2 protein-coding genes are annotated in these 3296 nt (G+C 66.0%); both read left to right on the forward strand.

All coding sequences use genetic code 11. From position 1 onward, the window contains the following. A partial coding sequence (locus RMO23_RS17090) for a type IIL restriction-modification enzyme MmeI (protein WP_405041623.1) occupies positions 1 to 1884 on the forward strand: 1884 nt, incomplete at its 5' end. Continuing rightward, on the forward strand, positions 1806 to 3296 hold a 1491-nt coding region (locus RMO23_RS17095), incomplete at its 3' end, for a type IIL restriction-modification enzyme MmeI (protein ID WP_405041624.1). The genes RMO23_RS17090 and RMO23_RS17095, both read left to right, overlap by 79 nt.

The following is a 3296-nucleotide window of genomic DNA, read 5'->3' on the forward strand; positions in this document are numbered from 1 at the left end:
CTGAATCGACCTAAATCAGCACCCGAAGCGGAACCCGGCCACGCGCTGGCGGTTTGTCATGGCCGTCCCGCTATCATCATGGCGATGCCTCAAGCCGACACCCTCGACACCCCTGCCGCCCACACCCCGGCGCAAGCCTTCATCGCCCGCTGGCAGGGCGTCAGCGCCAGCGAGCTGTCGACCGCGCAAAGCTTTGTGCGCGAACTGTGCGAACTGCTGGGCGTGGCGGTGCCGCATCCCACGCCCGAACAGGACTATATGTTCGAGCGGCCCGTCACCTTCAGCCACGGCGACGGCAGCAGCAGCCCCGGCCGCATTGACTGCTACCGGCGCGGCCACTTCGTGCTCGAATCCAAAAAGCTCAAGGCCGGCCCGCAGACCAAGGGCTTTGACGACGCCCTGCTGCGCGCTCGCGCCCAGGCCGAAGGCTACGCCCGTGCCCTGCCGCCCGCCGAAGGCCGGCCGCCCTTTTTGCTGGTGGTCGATGTCGGCAACGTGATCGAGCTGTATGCCGAGTTCACCCGCAGCGGCGCCACCTACACGCCCTTTCCTGATCCGCGCAGCCATAGACTGCCGCTGGCCAGCCTGCTTGACGCCGCTGTGCGGGATCGCCTCAAAAGCATCTGGACCGACCCCGAGAGCCTGAACCCCGCCCGCGCCAGCGCCCGCGTCACCCGCCAAGTCGCCACGCAACTGGCCGAACTCGCCCGCTCACTGGAGCTATCCGGCCACCGCGCCGACCATGTCGCCGCCTTTCTCACCCGCAGCCTGTTCAGCATGTTTGCCGAGGACGTGGAGCTGCTACCCAAGGGCAGCTTTCTGAACCTGCTGCAAAGCCACCGCGAGCAACCCGTCACTTTGCAGCAAATGCTGCGCGTGCTGTGGGCCGACATGGACCGGGGCGGTTTTAGCGCCGCGCTGGCCACCCAGGTGCTGCGTTTTAATGGCAAATTATTCAAGCAGTCCAATCAGGACGGGTATAGCCTGCTATTGAATCAGGAGCAGATAGAGCGCCTGATACGCGCCGCCCAGGCCAACTGGCGCGAGGTCGAGCCCGCCATCTTTGGCACCCTGCTGGAGCGGGCATTGGACCCGAGCGAGCGCCACGCCCTGGGCGCGCACTACACGCCGCGCGCCTACGTCGAGCGGCTGGTTCTGCCCACCGTGGTCGAGCCGCTGCGCGCCGACTGGGCCAACGCCCAGGCCGCCGCCCTGGTGCTGGCGCGCGAAGCCGCCGGGCTGAGCGGCAAGGCGCAAGAGACCAAACAGGAAGAAGCCAGAGCCGAAATCCGAAAATTTCACCACCAGCTCTGCACGACCCGCGTGCTGGACCCGGCCTGCGGCAGCGGAAACTTCCTGTACGTGACGCTGGAGCACCTGAAGCGGCTGGAGGGCGAAGTCATCAACCAGCTCAATGACTTGGGTGAAAACCAGGACAAACTCGGTTTTGAAGGCGAAACCGTCACCCCGCAGCAACTGCTGGGCATAGAGATCAACGAGCGTGCCGCCGCCCTGGCCGAGTTGGTGCTGTGGATTGGCTACCTGCAGTGGCACACCCGCACCCGTGGCAACAAGGCGGTGGCCGAACCCGTGGTGCACGACTACGGCAATATCGAATGCCGCGACGCCGTGCTGGCGTGGGACGCCACCGATCTGGCCTACGACAACGGCCCCAACGGTTCGGGCCAGTTGCTCAGCCGCTGGGATGGCCGCACGTTTAAAACTCATCCAGTGACAGGTGCGCTGGTGCCCGACGAAGCGGCGCTGGTGCCGCAGTGGAAATACAGCGGCGCCCGCAAGGCCGCATGGCCGCATGGCCCGCCGCCGACTTTATCGTCGGCAACCCGCCGTTCATTGGCGCCAGCACCCTGCGCGCTGCCTTGAGCGACGGCTACGTGCAGGCGCTGCGCGGCGCCTGGCCCGAAGTACCAGAAAGCGCTGACTTTGTGATGTACTGGTGGCACCAGGCAGCGCTCACCGTGCGCTCCGGACACGCCCGCCGCTTTGGCCTGATCACCACCAACAGCCTGCGCCAGACCTTTAACCGGCGCGTGGTGCAGGCCGCGCTCGACAAAGGGTTGGCGCTGACCTTTGCCATACCCGACCACCCCTGGGTGGACAGCGCCAACGGCGCGGCGGTGCGTATTGCCATGACCGTGGCTGCCGCGCCAGCCCCTGCATCATCCGTTCTGGCTGAGCCTGCCCTAACCGCCCGCCTGCTCACCGTCACCAGCGAACAAACCGGCGAGCATGGCGAAGTGGCCGTGACGCTGGTCGAAAGCACCGGGCTGATTCATGCCGACTTGAGCGTGGGCGCGAATGTGGCTTCGTCCGTAGCGCTGCAGGCCAACGCGGGAATTTCCTCGCCCGGCGTGAAGCTGCATGGCGCGGGCTTCATCGTCACACCCGATGAGGCCACCCTCTTACTCCCTCCCCCGCTGGGGGAGGGCGGGGGTAGGGGCAAGCCGTCGCAAAACATCATTCGCGAATACCGTAACGGCCGCGACCTGACCGACACGCCGCGCGGCGTGAAAGTAATCGACTTGTTTGGGCTGAGCGCCGAGCAGGTGCGGGAACAGTTCCCGGCGGTTTACCAGCGTTTGCTGGAGCGAGTGAAGCCCGAGCGAGACCAGAACAACCGCGCCACCTACCGGGACAACTGGTGGTTGTTTGGGGAGCCGCGCAGAGAGCTACGTCCAGCACTCACCGGCCTGCCGCGCTACATCGCCACCGTCGAAACCGCCAAGCACCGCACCTTCCAGTTTCTGGACGCCAGCATCCTGCCCGACAACATGCTGATCGCCATCGCCAGCAACGACGCGTTCCACCTCGGCGTGCTGTCGAGTCGCGTGCATGAGGCGTGGGCCTTGGCGCAAGGAGGCACGCTGGAAGACCGCCCGCGCTACAACAAATCCCGCTGCTTCGAAACCTTCCCCTTTCCCGACCAGGACACCGGCCTGAGCCCCGAGTTGCGCGAGCGCATCGCCACGCTGGCCGAGCAGATCGACGCCCACCGCAAACGCCAGCAGGCTGCAAACCCGGGCCTGACGCTGACCGGCATGTACAACGTGCTGGAAGCGCTGCGCGAGGGCCGGGCGCTGACGGCCAAGGAAAAGACGATTCACCAACAAGGCCTGGTCAGCGTGCTCAAGGAACTGCACGACGAACTCGACGCCGCCGTGCTGCAAGCCTACGGACTTGAACCCGGCCAGCCCACCGACGCCCTGCTGACGCACCTGGTCGCCCTCAACGCCCAGCGCGCCGCCGAAGAAAAAACCGGCCACATCCGCTGGCTG

The organism is Polaromonas sp., from assembly GCF_031411155.1.
GTDB lineage: Bacteria > Pseudomonadota > Gammaproteobacteria > Burkholderiales > Burkholderiaceae_C > Polaromonas.